At 51.8% G+C, this 16,819-nt stretch carries 19 protein-coding genes and 1 tRNA gene; 8 read left to right on the top strand and 12 right to left on the bottom strand.

What is annotated here, in order from left to right; translation table 11 throughout:
- Positions 1–99: 99 nt before the first annotated feature.
- From fmt to G5B42_RS08365, 8 genes are all read right to left on the bottom strand, one after another.
- A complete protein-coding gene (gene fmt, locus G5B42_RS08400; RefSeq protein ID WP_181340030.1) occupies positions 100–1,047 on the bottom strand; it encodes a methionyl-tRNA formyltransferase in 948 nt (315 codons plus the stop codon).
- A complete protein-coding gene (gene def / locus G5B42_RS08395) occupies positions 1,044–1,502 on the bottom strand; it encodes a peptide deformylase (protein WP_181340029.1) in 459 nt (152 codons plus the stop codon). Before def ends, fmt begins: the two co-directional genes overlap by 4 nt.
- Positions 1,503–1,603: 101 nt before the next feature.
- Complete coding sequence (gene priA, locus G5B42_RS08390; protein WP_181340028.1) at positions 1,604–4,063, bottom strand: primosomal protein N'; 2,460 nt, start codon at positions 4,061–4,063, stop codon at positions 1,604–1,606.
- Positions 4,064–4,148: 85 nt separating this feature from the next.
- The gene (gene rpoZ, locus G5B42_RS08385) at positions 4,149–4,352 is read right to left on the bottom strand and encodes a DNA-directed RNA polymerase subunit omega (protein WP_181340027.1); all 204 of its coding nucleotides are present in this window, start codon (positions 4,350–4,352) and stop codon (positions 4,149–4,151) included.
- A gap of 63 nt (positions 4,353–4,415) precedes the next feature.
- Positions 4,416–5,012 carry a guanylate kinase gene (gene gmk, locus G5B42_RS08380; RefSeq protein ID WP_181340026.1) on the bottom strand — a complete coding sequence of 199 codons (597 nt, stop codon included), beginning with the start codon at positions 5,010–5,012 and terminating at the stop codon, positions 4,416–4,418.
- Positions 5,013–5,022: 10 nt separating this feature from the next.
- Positions 5,023–5,292 (bottom strand): extracellular matrix/biofilm regulator RemA, encoded by a 270-nt coding sequence (gene remA, locus G5B42_RS08375; protein ID WP_181340025.1) that lies wholly within the window; start codon positions 5,290–5,292, stop codon positions 5,023–5,025.
- Positions 5,293–5,313: 21 nt separating this feature from the next.
- Entirely contained in the window at positions 5,314–5,628 is a 315-nt protein-coding gene (gene mihF, locus G5B42_RS08370; RefSeq protein ID WP_181340024.1) for an integration host factor, actinobacterial type, read from the bottom strand.
- 11 nt (positions 5,629–5,639) lie between these two features.
- Positions 5,640–6,521, bottom strand: coding sequence for a YicC/YloC family endoribonuclease (locus G5B42_RS08365; RefSeq protein ID WP_181340023.1), 882 nt, complete (start codon positions 6,519–6,521; stop codon positions 5,640–5,642).
- Positions 6,522–6,755: 234 nt separating this feature from the next.
- On the opposite strand from G5B42_RS08365, the gene G5B42_RS08360 reads away from it, so the two are divergent.
- From G5B42_RS08360 to G5B42_RS08340, 5 genes are all read left to right on the top strand, one after another.
- Positions 6,756–7,955 carry a S1C family serine protease gene (locus G5B42_RS08360; protein ID WP_181340022.1) on the top strand — a complete coding sequence of 400 codons (1,200 nt, stop codon included), beginning with the start codon at positions 6,756–6,758 and terminating at the stop codon, positions 7,953–7,955.
- 75 nt (positions 7,956–8,030) lie between these two features.
- Positions 8,031–8,630, top strand: coding sequence for a sigma-70 family RNA polymerase sigma factor (locus G5B42_RS08355; protein WP_181340021.1), 600 nt, complete (start codon positions 8,031–8,033; stop codon positions 8,628–8,630).
- Positions 8,630–9,172 carry an anti-sigma factor family protein gene (locus tag G5B42_RS08350; RefSeq protein ID WP_181340020.1) on the top strand — a complete coding sequence of 181 codons (543 nt, stop codon included), beginning with the start codon at positions 8,630–8,632 and terminating at the stop codon, positions 9,170–9,172. The genes G5B42_RS08355 and G5B42_RS08350 overlap by 1 nt, the downstream gene beginning before the upstream one ends.
- Before the next feature lie 74 nt (positions 9,173–9,246).
- Positions 9,247–9,660 (top strand): hypothetical protein, encoded by a 414-nt coding sequence (locus G5B42_RS08345; RefSeq protein ID WP_181340019.1) that lies wholly within the window; start codon positions 9,247–9,249, stop codon positions 9,658–9,660.
- Positions 9,661–9,727: 67 nt separating this feature from the next.
- The gene (locus tag G5B42_RS08340; RefSeq protein ID WP_181340018.1) at positions 9,728–10,243 is read left to right on the top strand and encodes a flavin reductase family protein; all 516 of its coding nucleotides are present in this window, start codon (positions 9,728–9,730) and stop codon (positions 10,241–10,243) included.
- Here G5B42_RS08340 and G5B42_RS08335 read toward each other — a convergent pair.
- Both G5B42_RS08335 and G5B42_RS11925 read right to left on the bottom strand, forming a co-directional pair.
- Positions 10,233–11,837, bottom strand: a complete 1,605-nt coding sequence (locus G5B42_RS08335; RefSeq protein WP_231133379.1) for a UTP--glucose-1-phosphate uridylyltransferase — start codon at positions 11,835–11,837, stop codon at positions 10,233–10,235. The genes G5B42_RS08340 and G5B42_RS08335 overlap by 11 nt on opposite strands.
- 4 nt (positions 11,838–11,841) lie before the next feature.
- Positions 11,842–12,024: a hypothetical protein gene (locus G5B42_RS11925; protein ID WP_231133378.1), complete on the bottom strand. Its 183-nt coding sequence runs from the start codon at positions 12,022–12,024 to the stop codon at positions 11,842–11,844.
- Between G5B42_RS11925 and serC the strand changes: the two genes are divergently transcribed.
- Complete coding sequence (gene serC, locus G5B42_RS08330; protein ID WP_181340016.1) at positions 12,025–13,113, top strand: 3-phosphoserine/phosphohydroxythreonine transaminase; 1,089 nt, start codon at positions 12,025–12,027, stop codon at positions 13,111–13,113.
- A gap of 108 nt (positions 13,114–13,221) precedes the next feature.
- Here serC and G5B42_RS08325 read toward each other — a convergent pair whose 3' ends face one another.
- Complete coding sequence (locus G5B42_RS08325; protein WP_181340015.1) at positions 13,222–14,346, bottom strand: lactonase family protein; 1,125 nt, start codon at positions 14,344–14,346, stop codon at positions 13,222–13,224.
- Between the two features lie 215 nt (positions 14,347–14,561).
- Here G5B42_RS08325 and G5B42_RS08320 point away from each other — a divergent pair, with 215 nt between their 5' ends.
- Both G5B42_RS08320 and G5B42_RS08315 read left to right on the top strand, forming a co-directional pair.
- Positions 14,562–15,266, top strand: coding sequence for an MFS transporter (locus G5B42_RS08320; protein WP_181340014.1), 705 nt, complete (start codon positions 14,562–14,564; stop codon positions 15,264–15,266).
- A 95-nt stretch (positions 15,267–15,361) separates the two neighbouring features.
- Positions 15,362–16,480, top strand: a complete 1,119-nt coding sequence (locus G5B42_RS08315) for an RtcB family protein (RefSeq protein ID WP_181340013.1) — start codon at positions 15,362–15,364, stop codon at positions 16,478–16,480.
- 44 nt (positions 16,481–16,524) lie between these two features.
- Here the strand turns inward: G5B42_RS08315 and G5B42_RS08310 are convergent.
- Positions 16,525–16,600: transfer RNA gene (locus tag G5B42_RS08310), tRNA-Ala, on the bottom strand.
- Between the last annotated feature and the right edge of the window lie 219 nt (positions 16,601–16,819).

Below are 16,819 nucleotides of genomic sequence, written 5' to 3'. Positions count from 1 at the left end.
AAAACCAACCGCAAGGTGCAGCCCGTTTTTCCGGAAAGCCCGCTTTCTCAGGGAAAGAGAACGCCCATCCGCCGCAAAAGTTTCCTTCTTAAACCGACTTTAACCAAGAATTATCCCGGGCGTTAAAGGATTCCCGGCCACAAACTGCAGGACAGGGAGGCGTTTCTTCCCCGGGCTCTGGATCTCCGTCAGTAACAAAACCCCGTCCCCGGTCCGGACCGGCAGTCCTCCCCCCTCTTCCTTGGTCACCGCCCCGATCGTCCCGGGCCGGGCTCCTTCCAAACCATACCAGCCTTGTCCCGGTCGGGCCGCCCAAACCTTCAAAATTTCCCCGTGCAAAAAAGTACGAGCCCCGGGAACAGGCGAAAACGCCCGGATCCGGTTATGGAGTGCCATCGTTGAATCCGTCCACACCAAAACCAGATCTTCCTCGGTTAACTTCGGAACATAGGTCGCTTCCGCATGGTTCTGGGGGACCGGCTGTACCGTACCCGCAGCCAGACCAGCCAGGGTTTCCAGCAAAACTTCGCCCCCCACCACCGCCAGGCGGTCATGGAGGGAACCGAAGTTTTCGTCCGGGTCAATCGGGACTTGCCGACTAAGCAACAGATCACCCGTATCCCAACCTTCATCCATCCGCATCGTGGTAACCCCGGTGATTGTCTCCCCGTTCAAGAGGACGGCCTGAATCGGGGATGCCCCCCGGTATTTGGGGAGAAGGGAAGCATGGACGTTCACACACCCGTGCGGCGGATAGTTCAAAATCACAGGTGGAATCTTTAAACCGTAGGCCACCACCACAATTACTTCGGGACGGGTCTCCGCAAGCAAAACCATTACTTCAGCATCGGGAAGCCGCTCCGGTTGGACGACCGGTAGGTTATGCTCCATTGCCAACTGCTTTACCGGTGAGGGGGACAGTTTCATCCCCCGCCCGCGGGGACGGTCCGGTTGCGTGACCACCCCCACCACCTGGTGTCCGGCCGCCAGTAAACTCCGGAGGGAAACCGCCGCAAACTCCGGGGTGCCCATAAAAACCACTCTCATCTTCCTGCTCCCTCCGCTTCCGGCGACAGGTAGTCGATGAACAAAATCCCGTCCAAGTGGTCAATCTCATGTTGAAACGCCCGGGCAAGGAGGCCTTCACCCACCAGCTCAACCCGACGCCCTTCCAGATCTACCCCGGCCACCTTTACTTTGGCCGCTCTGGTCACATAGCCGTTCCGGCCGGGAATACTCAAACAACCTTCCACGTCCCGCTCCTCGCCTGTAGCACTGACAATCTCCGGATTGACTAAGACAATCGGGCCGTCCCCCACATCGATCACAATGATCCGCTCGCTTACACCCACCTGGGGACCGGCCAGCCCGACCCCATCCGCCGCGTACATCGTTTCCAGCATGTTCTGGGTCAGTTTTTTTATCCTTTTCGTAATCTTCTTGACCGGCTTGGCCTTTTGGCGCAAAAGCGGATTGGGTTCGGTAAGAATCGGTAAAACCATCTAACAGCTCTTCCTTTCGATCCAAAATACATCTATAATTCTTCTATGCCAATCACGACCGGGAAAGACTTGATATATCCAGAAAAGAGTTGATGAAAGTATTATAACACGGAATAGGGATTTTCGTCGATGATAATACGGACGCCCTGGCGCCGCTCACGATTCAGGGCTTGGACGACCCGGGGTAATAAGCGCTCAGCCAGGACCAGTTCTTTGGTTTTCAGCAAAGTATGCCAACGAAACTTGTTCTTTATTTTTTCAATCAAGGCCGGCTGCGGCCCGATTATTTCCATGGTTGCGGGCGGGAGCGCCAATTTCGCGAGCGCCATCTGCAAAAGGGATGTCCACTTCTGAGCGGCTTTGACCACTGCGTGCTGGTCTGGTCCGGAAAAGAGCACCCGGATCAGGTGGGTAAAAGGCGGGTAATTGGCTGCTTCCCGGTAAGCAAGCTCCTGCCGGTAGAAGGCCGCCTCCTCCTGGGCGACAAGGGCCTTGATACTGTAATGTTCGGGATTATAGGTCTGCACCACAACCAAACCGGCCTCGCTCCCCCGTCCCGCGCGGCCCGCCGCCTGGGTTAAGAGCTGGTAAGTCCGCTCCGCCGCGCGAAAATCCGGAAGATTTAGCCCCGCATCGGCGGCGACGATACCCACCAAGGTCACGTTGGGCAGGTCCAAACCCTTGGCCACCATTTGCGTTCCCAACAAAATGTCAATCTCCCGCCGGACCAATTGCCGGTAGATCTGTTCATGACTCCCTTTCCGGCTGGTCGTGTCCAGATCCATCCGCGCGACCCGGGCGTGGGGAAATTCGGTGGTTAATTCCTCTTCCAACCGCTGAGTGCCATGGCCAAAATAACGGATATAATGGCTTTGACAGTGGGGACAACGGTCCGGGGGAACCATTTGGTAGTCGCAGTAATGACAGCGCAGCACATTCGGTTTCCGGTGATAAGTAAGCGTCACATCACAAGCGGAGCATTTTAAAACCTGCCCGCATTCGCGGCAAAGAATAAAAGTGGCAAATCCCCGGCGGTTCAAGAGGATGATCACTTGTTCCCGGCGCTGGAGCCGCTTGGCGATCTCGTCCTTCAAGACGGGTGAGAGCACGGTGAAGCGCCGGGCTTTAAACTCTTGGCGCAAATCGACCACCTGGACCCGGGGCAACGGACGGCCGAGCACCCTTTGGGTCAGGGTCAATCCGATCAGTTCTCCCTTTTCCCGGGCATAAACACTTTCCAGGGAAGGAGTGGCACTCCCCAGCACCAGCACACCCTTGTTCCGCCGGCAAAGCTCATAGGCCACTTCTTTCGCATGATAACGGGGCACCTCTTCCTGTTTATAAGTGAACTCATGCTCCTCATCGACAATGATCAGGCCTAAGTTGGGCAGGGGTGCAAAAACGGCCGAGCGGGCCCCCACCACCACCTTAACCTCACCGTTTTTCATCTTCCACCACTGTTCGAACCGTTCGCCCTCGGACAAGCTGCTGTGCATAACCGCCACCGTTTCGCCGAACCGGGCCCGGACCCGTTCCACGGTTTGCGGGGTCAACGCGATCTCGGGAACCAGGAAAATAGCATCCTTGCCCAGCTTAAGGGCTTCCGCAATTGCCTGTAAATAAACCTCGGTCTTGCCGCTTCCGGTCACCCCGTGCAAAAGAAAGGCGGCCGTTTCTCCCCGGTGCAAAGCGGCACGGATCTGCGCCAAGGCCTGCGCCTGCTCGGCGTTGAGCTCCGGCACCGGTTGGGGGACCGCCGGTTGCCGGAAGGGGTTGCGCTCCAAGGTCAAAGTTGTTTTGGTCAGGTATCCCCTTTGGCACAAGGCCGTTAAGACGCTGGCCGTAACCCCGGTCGCCGCCAGAATCTCCTTCGTGCTCACCGGAGTGGTTTGGTCCGCCAGGAAAGCCACCACTTTCTGTTGCTTGGCGGTCAACCGGTCAGCCGCAGCCCGGGAAAACTCCGGGGCTAAAGTATAGGCCTGAACCGTTTTAAAGTTGACCGCCGGTTTTTGCGGTCGCCAACATATTTTGATGAAACCCTGCTCCACAAACTGGTTTAAATAGGGTTTAAACTCGGTTGGCAGCTTGGGCAGGGGCGTATATTCCTCGGCCAGCCCGGCCAACGCTTTCCGCAAATCCTGAAGCACCTCCGGCGGAAGGGGCAGGCGGTCGAGCAATGCCGTCATCTTAGCCGGTTCTCCCGTCAATCGCCAGCATTTCTCCGTCCGGGCCTTCAGCCCGGGCGGTAAAAACAGATGGAGCAGATCCTGCCGGCGGCAGAAATAACGCATGGCCAGCCAGTCAATGAGGGACATTTGGTCCGGCGTAAGCAAAGGTGTATCGTCCAACACCGCCAGGACGTCTTTGATCGTCTCCGGATAAGTCGGTTCTTGACATCCCCAAACGATCGCTTCCGCGCGGCGCCCGGCAAAAGGCACCAAAACGCGGCTGCCCGGGGATGGAATGAACGGCCAGTCGGCGGGGATATGATAATCATATAAACGATCATCCGGTAATTCCGGTAGGTTAACACAAGCCTGAACGTAACGACCGGGATTCATCTTAATCCTCCAAACTCCGTGCGCTTAAAAAGCCGTAAATAACAAAATACCCGGCGCCAGACGCGCCGGGGTAAAAAATGTACCCTTACACACTACTATAGGGTTTCTGTACGGGAACGATTTTTCCCTGCAGAATTTCTTCCAAAGCGGTCGAAACGGCTCCGATTGTCCCGTCTTTATTCGGACCGCTTTCATTGATAAGCTGGCGGGCACGTTTGGCAGCGGTTACAACAAGAGTGTATCTGTTGTCGACCCTTGCCAAGAGCTCTTCCAAAGATGGTGTAATCATCGGTGTAAGATGCCTCCCTAACCCGATACTCATAAATAACAATAAGCAGTTTTTTTCGTTTTGTCAAGGGTTAAGCAACCGCTTCCAGTACCCGCGCGTCACTCTAACTTCTTCGGCGTTAATGATCGATTCCACCCGCATACATGCTTCATCTAAACGGTCATTAACTACAACATAATCATAGAACTCTACCGCGGCTAACTCCTTTTCAATATAGGCCAACCTTTTCCTGATCGCCTCTTCATCTTCGGTGTTCCTCTCTCGCAACCGCCGGATTAGTTCGGCAATCGAGGGTGGATAGAGGAAGATCAAGACCGCATTGGCGTAGTTTTGCCGGATCTGAGCAGCACCTTGAATGTCCACATCCAAAATGACATGTTGTCCCTTCTGAAGCAGAGCCAGAACCTGCTTTTTGGGGGTACCGTAGTAATGACCATAAATCTCCGCCCACTCTAAAAACCCGTTCTGCTGACGCTCCGCTAAAAACTGCTCTTCTGTTAGAAAGTAATAATTTACCCCGTCGACTTCCTGCCCCCGCGGCGGACGGGTCGTGGCTGAGATTGAATAGGTCAGATCGGGACGCTTGGCCAGCACTTCCTTTAAAACGGTATTTTTTCCCACTCCGGACGGACCTGAAAGCACAAAAAGTAAGCCTTCCATCGATCATTGATTACTCCTCTGGATCAGTATTTGCTGCTTCCTTAGAATTTAAACGGTGCGCAACAGTTTCAGGTTGTACTGCGGAAAGGATGACGTGGAGGCTGTCCACAATAATTACGGCCCTCGTTCTTCTCCCGTATGTGGCATCAATCAGGGTCCCCCGCTCGCGGCTCTCCTGGATAATCCGTTTAATTGGCGCCGACTCGGGGCTCACGATCGCCACAATTCGGTTGGCCGCAACCATATTGCCAAAACCTATATTGATCAATTTGATATCCATGCGGAGTGGAATCCCCCTTTTTTACTGGTTACCAAAACGCTCTAGCAAAGCCTGCTTCTGCCGGGATCCTAACCCTTGGATTCTTCTGGTCTCGTCGATCCCAATCTCATTCATGATCTTGCGGGTGCGAACCTTCCCAATCCGCGGTAAAGACTCCAGCAAATAGGCAACCCGCATTTTCGCGATGACATCATTGTCCACCTGCTCCAGAATTTCACGGATTCCGGTCCGCCCTGCTTTTAAGTCCTGACGAATTTTGGCCCGTTCACTCCGAACCTGCTGTGCCTTTTTTAATGCTTGTTTTTTCTCTTCTAACGTCAGCTTTGGAAGCGGCATTTTTTCACCTCCTATTCAATATTTTGAACTTGTTCTCTTATGTTTTCAATTTCACTCTTAACCTCCACGATATAACGGGAGATGGTTAACTCACTGGCTTTAGCCGCAATTGTGTTAATCTCGCGGTTCAATTCCTGACAAATAAAGTCAAGCGTTTTCCCAATTGACCCCGGATCCTCCAGGGTTGATAAAAACTGCTCCAGATGGCTTTTAAAGCGAGTCAGCTCTTCGGTAATGGACGAGCGTTCAACATAAAAAAGAACCTCCATGGCCAACCGGTGTTCATCGATTTCAACGTCGGCCAATAAATCGTGGGCTGCTTTGGTTAACTTCTCCCGGTAAAGGTCGGGTAAGGCCGCAGCCGCACGCTCAATCTCTCCAATCATCTGGCCCAAGCGTTGAATACGCTCTTTCAGATCGGCCGCCAGGTTCTCCCCTTCGCGGCGGCGCATCGCCAAAAGCTGTTGCACGGCTCCTTCCACTGCTGTCAGAACCGCTTTTTCCAGCGCTTCTTCGTTTATTTCTTCTTTTTTCACAAAGAGATCAGGAATTTGCAAAATCTGTTCGATCCCGACTTTCCCGGCAAGGCGGAATTCCTTCCGGACCTGATTCAGTTCGCGCAAATAGTCGGCCAGCACCTTTCGGTCAATGGCCAGCCGACAACTGCAGTTTTCCGGGCGCTCCTCAATGGCCACGTAAAGATCGATCTTTCCCCGTCGTATCAACGGGCGAACCTGCTTATTGATACTCTCTTCCAACCAAGAATAATTCTTCGGCAAATGAACCGAAAGATCAAAAAATCGATGGTTAACACTGCGGGCTTCAACAGAAACGAGGTAGTTGGGATCGTCCTCCAATTTAAACCTGCCGTAGCCCGTCATACTATAAGGCATTGCATCAGAACTCCTTATCTTCCAAGCGAAGAAAGAACCACTTCGACCACGTGTTTTAACTGATAATTCACGTACTTAATTCCACCTGGAGAAGGAAACTCCTCCTTTTTAACCAGAAATTTCTGTAATTTTGGCCGGGGGGAACTTTTCGCCAAAGGCATCGTTTTAACCCACTAAAGAAGCAAGTCGAAATTTTAATTATAAACCAAACTTACCGGTAAGGAGGATCTGACGATGGGAAAACTCGCTCAACGTTACCAAAAACTATTAACCTTATTATTTGTGATTATTGCCACTTCGATTACTACTTCCGCGGTCTTGCTGACTTTTAACGACAGGAAAGACAAGCCTACCCCCACTCCCGCCGCCAACCCCAGTACAGAACCGCTTCAGATCCAACAAGCTGCTTTTAGTTTCGGATCCAACGATACCTCCTGGGAAAATGCGATTATAAATGTACACAAAAAAGTAGCGCCTGCCGTCGTCTACATCGACACCGAGCGGACCGTGCGGACCAGTCCGATCATTCCCGAGTTTTTCCGGGATTTCTTCGGCCCTGGGTTCTTTGATTTCTACGGCCAACGGGAATACAAACAACAAGGAACCGGATCCGGTTTTCTGATTCGCCCGGATGGTTACATCGTCACCAATTATCATGTGATCCAAAACGCGGAAAAAATAACCGTCAACCTGAAAGGCGGCAAAAAATACGACGCCAAGGTCGTAGGCTCGGACCGCAAATATGACTTGGCCATTCTTAAGATCGACGCGAAAAACCTTCCTTATTTAGAGATGGGTGACTCCGATCGCCTGCAGATCGGACAGTGGGTGGTGGCCGTCGGCAACCCCTATGGTTTGCACGAAACGGTAACCATCGGCATTATCAGCGCGCTAAACCGTTCCATCTCCAACAGTAAAGAGGAGGGTTATCTGATCCAGACCGATGCCGCCATCAACCCCGGTAACAGCGGCGGCCCCCTGGTCAACCTGAAAGGGGAAGTTATTGGAATTAATGAGGCAATCCTTTCCAACGCCCAAAACATTGGTTTTGCGATCCCCATTAAAATCCTGAAAGACAATCTGGACGACCTGATTAACCAAGGCAAAATCACCCATGAAAAATCAACCGTACCCTGGCTGGGCATTTATATGCAGGACGTTAACGAAGACATGACGGAATATTTCAAATTACCCTTTAAGACCGGTGTTTATGTCGGCCGCGTGGTGGAAGGCTCTCCTGCCGATAAAGCCGGGCTTCTCCCGCAGGATATTATTACCCAAGTAAACCAAAAGCCGGTTAAGTCCGGTGATGAGTTGGCCGATATGATCCAAAAAATGAAAGTCGGTGAAACCATCTCCCTTCTGGTCTGGCGAAACAACCAGTTTAAAAAGATCGATGTCACCCTGGAAGCGAAGCCGGAAGACCAAAGGTAAAACCTGCTTTTGACATAATTAAAGTTAAACGGTAAAATGCAGGTAAGAGCTTATCTGAGAAAGGGTTTGGATATTATGCTGCATACAGAAACCTTATCATTAGTCCGCAAGGTATCGGCACCAGATGTGCTAAAAGAATTTGAAAAGCAAGTCAAAACCTACGAAAAAGCCTTTTATCACTTTGCTTACCGTTTAACGGGGAATCACGACGACGCCGAAGACTTAACCCAGGAAGCTTTACTCAAGGCCTATCGTGCTTTTCACCGCTTTCAAGCAGGCACGGCCTTTGACCGTTGGGTTTACCAAATTATATATCGTCTGTTTATTGACCAATACCGAAAAAAAAGGCGGCGCCCGTTCGTCGCTTCCTTAGACGAAGCACCGCCCCATCTTGAACAGGAAAAAGCAAAAGAAGTGCCTGACCACAGCAAGCTGCCGGAAGATTTTGCCCTCCGGCACGAACTCGGCGAGACCATCCAAAAAGCCCTGCTGCGGTTGCCGGAAGAGTTTCGTGTCGCCGTTGTCCTCTGTGATATCCAAGGCTTTTCCTATGAGGAGATCAGCAATATCCTCCAATGTTCGCTCGGTACGGTCCGCTCCCGCATCCACCGGGGACGCCGGCAGCTTAGAGAACATTTACACCCATACCTTAACGGGGAAAGGGGAAAAAATTAATGAATTGTCATCGTGTCCAAAGCCTGCTCTCAGCCTATCTCGACCAGGAGCTCTCCTCCGAAGAACGGCGCCTAATCCGAAATCATCTCTTTAACTGTCCGGTATGCGCCCAGTGCTTCGAGGAGCTTTCCCGGATCAAAATATTTTTAGGGAGTTTGGAACCACCCCGGCCTCAGAGTAACCTGATCGATGATTTTTTCCACTACAAGTTGCGGGTGGAAGATTTTATCGAAACCAATCCTTGGGTGTGGGGCAAAAGGCTAGCCTTAACGGCCGCCTGCATCTTTCTTTTCCTGCTCACTTCGTTTTATATGTTCCCGGTCAACAGCACCAACCACCGAATTGCCAGTCAAGAAGTCAAGTACCAAACCTATGAACCCTTCACCCCGTATCAGCTTGTCAATGAACAAAGCAGCTATGGCCAGTTCTTCCTGGAAGAAGACAAGGCCGAGGAGGAAAGAAAAAAGCGCCAAAAGTTGGAGGAATTCTATCTCCCACCGCACCAAACCCCTTTACCCGGAATTCCGGTTTCATACCGTTAAGGGACTTTGGCACCTTCAAATCCGCCTCCGCATACAATAGGTATAAATTTTGAACGTACGGAGGTGGGCACCAAATGAGTGCATTATATCCTTACCCGGCGGTCCAGTACATTCCGCTCGCCTTCCAGGTTCATTTCCGGCATGCGAGCAGTCCATCTCGCCCCTTCATCCTCATCGGGCGGGAAATTTTCGCCCAGCAGGAAGCACTCGCGAAGAACTTCGGGATTGAATTGCCCGCACTCAAGGAAACTACCGAGCAGCTCCAGCTTATGGTTGGCGGGTTTGAGCCTTTAGAAGTCAAATACCGCGGGTTTTATGTAACAATCAAAGCTGCTCCCCGCCCGCTGATTAGTTTGATTTCCTTACCGAAATGTTATTTCTATAAAGATACCTTGCTTTTTCAAGCAAAAACCGCCGACGGAAACCTGCTCGCCGCCAAGGCATATAAACTGCCAGCGCTTCGCCGCCGGGCAAGCCGGCTTACCTAGTTAATAGTTGATTAAGAACCGGGGCAGGACTCCCCTGCCCCGGTTCATTCAGATCGGAGGAAGGAACATGGTTAAAGAAATTGCTTACAACGAATATGCACAAGAGGTTATCAGACAACTGGCCCACGGCGGTGTCTTTTTAACCGTCAAAGACCCCGACCAAAACCGCGCCAACATCATGACCATCGGCTGGGGAACCCTCGGCTATATGTGGCGCAAACCCATCTTCATGGTAATGGTTCGCTATTCACGGCATACATATGGCCTCTTGGAAAAAGCCGGCGAATTTACCGTCAGTGTCCCCCTGAACCAAGACCGCAGCAAAGAACTGCTCATCTGCGGCCGCCAGTCTGGCCGGGATACCGACAAGTTTCTGGCCTGCGGCTTCACCCCGGTAAAAGGGCAAACCATAGACACGCCGATCATCAAAGAATGTCCTTTGCACTTCGAATGCCGGGTCGTCTACCAACATGCCATGGAGCCCGGGCAGCTTGATAAAAAGTTGCGGGCGAATTGCTACCAAACCCCCGATTATCACGTCCTCTACTTCGGCGAAATCCTCGCCAGTTACCTTACCGATTAGCGGCGGCGATCTCCATCTTCAGTTCCGGAACGGTTTTGGGCGTCCACCGCCCCGCCACTTTTTTTAACCCATAGACCGTCATCAGCTTTCGCTGTAAACCGGCATGAAGCTTCGTGGCGGTCATTTTTAGATCCTGGGCCGGGTTAACGGCCTGCGGAAACCGGGGATCGTGCAAGCCAACCCCACTGGCAAGCAAGGTCTCAAGCGCAATCTTGGCGGCTAAAAAACGATCGTATTTGTCAATGCCAAAGATATAAAAATCATCCAGCATCCCGATGATCTCCCAAGTCACCTGTTCAGCCTGGGAGTAACGGCCGGCATCCTTGTCCTGATCGGAGAACCGGACCGGCAGATTTTTGCTGATCTCCTCCAGATGGGCCACCAAGTATTCCAGGTCAAAGAGGCCGGTGGCACAGTTGAAGAGGATCTGCGCGCCTCTTTTCTCCGCCGCCAACACCTCCTCCTGGGAAATGGCCACGCCCAAATCAACACAGTTCAACCGGCCATCTTGGTCAATGACCAGCACTCCCCCCTTGGTATCAACAACGGTCCGGAAAGCAAACTCAAAGCCACCGGTCTTTCCCTGGAGGGCAAGTAAAGCCACGGCCACCGGATTGACCGTAAAACCCAAGTTATCAACGTTACCCAAATAGACCATCCTGATGCCGCGGGCAAAAAGTTCACGGTAACAGTGGCTTAAAATCTGAAAGTTCTGCCCGTGTCCACCGGGCATTGGCAGGGGATTATTGGGTTTACCGTAGGCGGTGGAAAAAACCTCCTTGGGCCGGCCGAAACTACTATGGGTGTAAGCCGCCAACATCGGTTGCACCCCGGTTAACACGTCCTTGTTAATCGCCACGCCGGTTTCGGTCATTAAATCGCGCAGGTAAGGACTGTCCCCAAAACTATCGTACGCCTTCTCCAACTCTAAATAGTTATAGATGCTGGCCATCTGAAAGAGAGGCAGGATCTTTTTCTCCTTGGTTCCGGTATAAAGCTGGTAGCGGAGGATTTCCAGTAAAAGGGCGCGCATTTTCAATTCGATAAAAGTCGCCCCGGGGGTTCCGTCTTCGTTGATGTACGCCGGGACCAACGCTTTCGCTTTATTCCGTCCAAGCTCAGCCAAGAAAGTGAATTTTTCTGCACAGATTTCATACAACTCGGGACTTAAAGCCACATTCTTTTTATTATCAAAGTAACTACTGGCCGACCCGCCGTTTAAAACCCCGTAACCCACATAGGGATAAAGCAAAATGCCAAGCCGGCTCAGTCCGTCTTGGTCAAAAAGACCGGTTTCGCCCTCCACCCGGCAATAAGCGGCCAGATCCAGTTCGAGACCCCACCGCCGGAAACGGGCTTCCGCAGCCGGCAGATCAACCGCCACGGTCAGCGGAGCGGTCAGATCGATAATCCGTTTCCCGTCGATCCGGGGAAACCCCATCGCCCGCACCGGTTGAAAACGGTCAAACTCGCCCGCATTATAGCGCGTCAAAATATCTTTGGTCAGTTCTAGATCAATTCCTTTGCTCCGCATTGCGGCCGCCAAAGGAGGAGGAAAACCGTAATTATCGGGTCTTTCACCGAAAATACCCATGCCGTCATTCCTTTCCTGCTGAGATATTTTTCTGACCAGGCTTTTTATGTAGTTCGTGCTCATTTTCACTTTTTCCTTCAAAAAAGTTAAAACATTCTGCGTAGACCGGGCCTCCCCTTGTCCTTTCGAAAAATTGGTAGTATAATTGCTCTAATAAATCTTCATCGGAAGCGAGGTCTTGTTTCAAATGTATGAACGGGTTTATAACTTCTATCCTGGCCCCGCCACCCTTCCCCTCCCGGTTTTAGAGGCAGCACGCGATGAGTTGGTTAATTTTCAATCCTCCGGGATGTCGGTCATGGAGATCAGCCACCGTTCGAAACAGTATGAAGCCCTGCAAAACGACACGGCCGACCGCCTAAAGCGCCTTCTGAAAATCGGCGACAATTATAAAGTCCTCTTTTTACAAGGCGGAGCGAGCCTGCAGTTTGCCATGGTCCCCATGAACTTTCTCACTCCGGACAAAACCGCCGATTACCTGGTAACCGGTAGTTTTGCCGAAAAGGCGGCGGACGAAGCCAAGTACTTCGGACAAGTACATACGGCGGTTAATACAAAAGAAGAAAATTTCCGGCGCATTCCGGACCCGGCGGAGCTTAAGTTCTCCCCCAATCCGGTCTATGTCCACCTCACCAGCAACAATACAATTTACGGTACCCAGTGGCACACCTTCCCTGACTGCGGTGATGTTCCCTTGGTCGCCGACATGTCCAGTGATATCCTTTCCCGTCCTTTCGATGTAAAACCCTTCGGCCTGATTTATGCCGGTGCCCAGAAAAACCTCGGTCCGGCCGGGGTAACCATCGTCATTATCCGTGAAGACCTCCTGGCCAAGGCCAATCCCAACCTGCCGGTCATGTACCGTTACGAAACCTTTGTTAAACATAATTCGCTCTACAACACCCCACCCACCTTCTCTATATATATGGTCTGGCTCGTGCTAAAATGGCTGGAGGAACAGGGTGGCGTGGAGGCCATTCACAAACGCAACCAGGAAAAAGCCGCCCTCATCTACGACGTCATTGACCAAAGCGGCGGCTTCTACCGTGGCCACGCCGAAAAGAACAGCCGGTCGCTGATGAATGTCACCTTCCGTCTCCCCAGTACGGAGTTGGAAGAGAAATTCGTCCGCGCCGCAACCGAAGAGGGTTTGATTGGCCTGAAAGGCCACCGTTCCGTCGGCGGCCTCCGCGCCTCCATCTATAACGCCATGAGTTACGAAGGCTGCAAGGCCCTGGCCGACTTTATGAAAGACTTCCTGGCCAAGAACGGCTAGGCGGTAGTCAGAAAAGCGCCCACCGTAACAAAAAACCCGGTTCCTTTCGCAAAGGAACCGGGTTTTTTTAACCGGGAACAATGGATAGTGGCCGTCCCGGCACCGTCCCTACCGGATGGTCACCCACTGCCCCCCCGCTTCATACTCACCGGCCAGGGTCAACTTACCGGAAGAACCAATCGTAAAGGCTTCAACTTTCGACTCTCCCCGCCCGGCATAAAGAAAACGGCCGGATGGATCAACTTTTAAGCATTTAATATACTCTAGTTTTTCATAAAAGGGGGAACCCACCACCAAGGATAAATCCGAACCGCTGACCGCATAGGCGTTATAAGCAGTTTTCCCTGCAAACACCCAGTGATCATCCGGCGCGACGGCGAGGCTTTGCACATCGCCCGCGTCACCGGTATAGGTATGTTTATGGGTCAGTGTTCCCTCGCCGGAGTTGACCGCAAAGACCATTAAGCTGCCGGAAGAATAGTTGGCGACGTACAGGTAGGAACCGGCGTGGTTTAAAACCATGTCGCTGGGCTGGCGTCCTATGGTAACACTGCCTTTAGGGGTAACGCTCCCGGTGGCGGCGATTTGGTAAACCAAAATTTCCCCGTCGTCTCCCAAGATATTAGTGCCGTTTTTGGCGATGTAAAGATATTTCCCTTGGGGCGAAACGGCGAGCGCTTTTGGTTGAGTACCCGTACCAATAGTAGTAACTATGTCGAGAGTCCCGGCCGTTGGGTTCGCCCGAAAGATCGAGACAAAATTTTTATCTTCATGGGCGACAAAAAGATATTCCCCGTCAGGCGACAGCACCATTCTTAACTGACGCGCCCCGCCCGCTGGCATCTTGTTCGCATTTATCAGACTCAAATTGTACCCATCAATACCATAAATCTCGATGAAATCGCCTCCGCTCCCGGACGTACTGACGAATAGATGGTTCCCGTCGGGATGAACCACCGCGCATCCGGGTCCATCATTGGTAACTACCTGATTAACCTGCTCCAGTGTGCCGTCACTGTTGATTTTAAAGACGGAAATCTGGCCTTGATCCCTGCTTAAAGCGTATAAATATCTGGTTCCGGGGATTGACGGATCAATGGGGGGCAGGTCTGGCGGATCATTACCGTTAGGTGGATTGTACCCAGGTGGATGGGACGGGCTTTTCCGGCTGCCGCAACCAGCAAGCAGCAATACGACAACCAGGATTAAACCCACCCAAATTATACGTTTCATTTTTAACGCCCCTTTAAAAATTGTTGAGATTACTATACATGAACGTTCTCAACAAAAAATAAACACAAAGATTTCATGAAAATCTTTGTGCTACCTGCCAGAAATAAACGTCTCAGCCCTGAACATGATATAATAACATTAATGTTGCTAACATAAACACTATAGCCAATGGCCCATCTCCAGATCAAACAAATATGTGAAAACGGAGGAAATTAATGAACATTCGCCACAATTATACCCATACTTTGCTGGCATGCTATATTGGTTTTATCACCCAAGCCATCATTAATAACTTTACTCCCCTTTTGTTCTTAACCTTTCAAAGGGTCTACCGGATCCCGCTCGAAAAAATCGCTTTGCTGGTCACCGCAAATTTTGGGGTCCAGCTCGCCGTAGATTTGCTTTCCGCCTTCTTTGTGGACCGGATCGGCTACCGGTTTTCGATCGTGGCCGCCCATATTGTTTCCGCGGTGGGCCTGTGGGGTCTTGGGGTCTTCCCCCAATGGTTTCCCCATCCCTATTCCGGTTTACTGGCCGCCTTTTCCCCCTTCCCCCTCCTCAACCTGATCGGGTGTGCCCTGTGCGGGGTGGCCGTCGGTATCTTTTGGCCCGGAACCTTAAGTCTGGCCGCGCAAAACTGTTTACGCGGCGGCAGTGCCATGTTTGCGCTGCTGGCGCTGGCTGGTGATGTGGGCTGTGTCGCCGGGCCGACCCTGGTTGGCCTCGTAGCCGGGGCAGTCGGCGACAACCTCAAAATCGGACTCGCAGCGGCAATGCTCTTTCCTTTCTCACTGCTAAGCGGTCTTTGTCTCACCAAAGGAAGATCTTATAATAAAGCTACTGATATAAATATTAATAATGTTATTGAACAGGTTAATGACAAGCCTAATAAGGCTTTTAACAAGCCGGTCCATTTATGAAAAGAAACGGCGGATGCCTTCAGGATAAAAATATTGGTTTCTTGGGAGTTGGAAAGCTTCAGGTTGGCGACTAGCAACCAAAGGAGAGGGAAAACTTGTTAATCCTAAAAGGACAGTACAATTCGGCACAGATCATGATCGACGAGATCGATGATACCACCCGCCAGCAGATCCAAAGAATGCTGGATCATCCCGCCTTCGCCAAGACCTATATTGCGATCATGCCCGACTGCCACGCGGGAAAAGGGGCCGTCATCGGTTTTACCATGAAGTTAAACGAATATATCATCCCCAACATTGTCGGCGTTGATATTGGGTGCGGGGTGCTGGCCGCCCGTTTTACCGTCGACGATCTTGATCTGCCCGCTTTCGACAAGTTTATCAAGAAAAACATTCCGGCCGGGTTCTCCATCCACCTCAAAGCCAAAGTCGGGGACGATCCCACCCTTCGCCACTGGACAAAGGTGATTGGGATGGACTACGGAAAAGCCCTCCGCAGCATCGGCACCCTGGGTGGGGGAAACCACTTCATCGAGGTTGGCAAAGACTCACGGGGAAACACCTGGGTAACGATCCACACGGGAAGCCGTAATTTTGGTCTCCGCGTGGCCAACCATTTTCAGCGGAAAGCCCGGCAAACCATGGCAAAATACGCCACCGGCAAGCAGGAGAAAGACCTGGAGTTCCTCTTGGTCGACAGCCAGGACGGCCAAGACTATCTGAACGCCGCCCGGTTTGCCCAAAGTTATGCCGCTTTAAACCGCCGCACCATCCTTGCGGAAATCGCCCGCTTTTTCGGGCACGAACCGGTCGAAACCATTGAATCGGTCCACAATTTCATCGGCGACGATGACATTATCCGGAAAGGAGCAACCCCCGCCCGCCAAGGGGAAAGGGTGATCATACCCTTCAACATGCGCGACGGTCTTGCCCTCTGTACCGGGAAAGGCTCCGCCAAGTACAATTTTTCTGCTCCCCATGGTGCCGGTCGCATCCTGTCCCGGACCAAAGCAAAACAGGTGCTTTCCGTCGACGACTTTGCCCAGGGAATGAAGAAAGCCGGCATCTACACGACCACCGCCAATAGGGAAACCCTCGACGAAGCCCCCGACGCGTACAAGGATAAAGAACTGATCATCCAGAACATCAGCGAAACGGTGGAGATCAATGACTTTGTAAAACCGATCTACAATTTCAAAGCCGTCGGAGATTAAAAAATAAAAAACCCTTGATTTCTCAAGGGTTTAAACTTTCATTTTGGTGGAGATGAGGGGAGTCGAACCCCTGGCCTCTTGAATGCCATTCAAGCGCTCTCCCAACTGAGCTACACCCCCACGTCGCGGTGACATTTAATAGATTACCTCGAAATTTGATTTTTGTCAAGGGGATTTTTTGAATTTTCGCCCGCCACCGAGCCGGACCTCCCCTACCATAACTTGCGGGGTTAGTGTAAAATTACTGTAGATTTTATGGAGGAGATATCTTTACAAAAAGAGAAGAGGAACCTCACATTCGGCAAGAATGAATACCCCCCGAAGGAGGTCGAGGTTCCT

Source organism: Capillibacterium thermochitinicola (genome assembly GCF_013664685.1).
Taxonomy (GTDB): Bacteria; Bacillota; UBA4882; order UBA10575; family UBA10575; genus Capillibacterium; species Capillibacterium thermochitinicola.
Note: the sequence above shows the minus strand (reverse complement) of the source record. Positions and strands in the feature narration are given on the sequence as shown.

Bases quoted from the DNA above. Each gene is read 5' to 3' on its own strand.
- fmt (WP_181340030.1), bottom strand. From the start codon at position 1,047: ATGAGAGTGGTTTTTATGGGCACCCCGGAGTTTGCGGCGGTTTCCCTC.
- def (WP_181340029.1), bottom strand. From the start codon at position 1,502: ATGGTTTTACCGATTCTTACCGAACCCAATCCGCTTTTGCGCCAAAAG.
- priA (WP_181340028.1), bottom strand. From the start codon at position 4,063: ATGAATCCCGGTCGTTACGTTCAGGCTTGTGTTAACCTACCGGAATTA.
- rpoZ (WP_181340027.1), bottom strand. From the start codon at position 4,352: ATGATTACACCATCTTTGGAAGAGCTCTTGGCAAGGGTCGACAACAGA.
- gmk (WP_181340026.1), bottom strand. From the start codon at position 5,012: ATGGAAGGCTTACTTTTTGTGCTTTCAGGTCCGTCCGGAGTGGGAAAA.
- remA (WP_181340025.1), bottom strand. From the start codon at position 5,292: ATGGATATCAAATTGATCAATATAGGTTTTGGCAATATGGTTGCGGCC.
- mihF (WP_181340024.1), bottom strand. From the start codon at position 5,628: ATGCCGCTTCCAAAGCTGACGTTAGAAGAGAAAAAACAAGCATTAAAA.
- G5B42_RS08365 (WP_181340023.1), bottom strand. From the start codon at position 6,521: ATGCCTTATAGTATGACGGGCTACGGCAGGTTTAAATTGGAGGACGAT.
- G5B42_RS08360 (WP_181340022.1), top strand. From the start codon at position 6,756: ATGGGAAAACTCGCTCAACGTTACCAAAAACTATTAACCTTATTATTT.
- G5B42_RS08355 (WP_181340021.1), top strand. From the start codon at position 8,031: ATGCTGCATACAGAAACCTTATCATTAGTCCGCAAGGTATCGGCACCA.
- G5B42_RS08350 (WP_181340020.1), top strand. From the start codon at position 8,630: ATGAATTGTCATCGTGTCCAAAGCCTGCTCTCAGCCTATCTCGACCAG.
- G5B42_RS08345 (WP_181340019.1), top strand. From the start codon at position 9,247: ATGAGTGCATTATATCCTTACCCGGCGGTCCAGTACATTCCGCTCGCC.
- G5B42_RS08340 (WP_181340018.1), top strand. From the start codon at position 9,728: ATGGTTAAAGAAATTGCTTACAACGAATATGCACAAGAGGTTATCAGA.
- G5B42_RS08335 (WP_231133379.1), bottom strand. From the start codon at position 11,837: ATGGGTATTTTCGGTGAAAGACCCGATAATTACGGTTTTCCTCCTCCT.
- serC (WP_181340016.1), top strand. From the start codon at position 12,025: ATGTATGAACGGGTTTATAACTTCTATCCTGGCCCCGCCACCCTTCCC.
- G5B42_RS08325 (WP_181340015.1), bottom strand. From the start codon at position 14,346: ATGAAACGTATAATTTGGGTGGGTTTAATCCTGGTTGTCGTATTGCTG.
- G5B42_RS08320 (WP_181340014.1), top strand. From the start codon at position 14,562: ATGAACATTCGCCACAATTATACCCATACTTTGCTGGCATGCTATATT.